This window comes from Paenibacillus sp. 1-18, from assembly GCF_000520755.1.
Lineage (GTDB): Bacteria > Bacillota > Bacilli > Paenibacillales > Paenibacillaceae > Paenibacillus > Paenibacillus brasilensis.
Genome location: NZ_ASSB01000157.1, coordinates 1 through 665, shown reverse-complemented (window position 1 = coordinate 665; position 665 = coordinate 1). Strand labels below are relative to the sequence as shown.

Sequence of the window (665 nt, the reverse complement as noted above, 5' to 3'; positions counted from 1 at the left end):
GATTATTGCTGTTCCAGGTTCGGCGTTTAAAAATGGTTCCACAGCATCCACAATATACTTTGCTACTGAGTGCGTATTTACTGGAGTATCGTTTACTATCCCCCATCACACTCCCTTTCAGCTTGGTTCTCCGTTCCTTTTCCTTTTGCACCGCTTCAAATAGTTCCTTGGATACAATCGGCTCATGGTTGTCCTCAATTAAATATTGCTGCTCCTGTCCTTTATTCCTTATTCGTTTGTGGGTTAGAAAATCTACCGTTACCGTCTTTTGCTGAAGCAAAGCTCCGTAATATTTCTCATTGGTCAGAATTAAGGTAATGGAGGAATCCCACCACGTATCGCCACCCGTGACTGTTTTGATGTGATCTCGCATCAATCCTCTGGCAATCGCCTGATAGCTTTTGCCGTCTAGATACTCCTCGTATATTCTGCGTACAATCTCTGCTTCTGGCCCGTTAATCACCAATTCACCATGTTCATCCTTATCGTAGCCAAGGAAGCGGTTCGTGTTACAGAAGACTTTGCCGTTCTGGAAGCCACGCAGTATTCCCCATCGGCTGTTTTCAGAAATGTTTCGGCTCTCGTCGTGGGCAAGGGAACTCAGGATGGTCAGCAATACTTCACCTGTTGTATCCAGTGTATTAATATTCTCCCGTTCAAAGAAT

Annotated in this window: 1 protein-coding gene; it reads right to left on the bottom strand. The window is 44.7% G+C overall.

Features of this window, described 5'->3' with window-relative positions:
- Positions 1 to 665: recombinase family protein (locus L693_RS0110175; RefSeq protein ID WP_025717170.1), on the bottom strand; the 665-nt coding region annotated here is incomplete at both ends.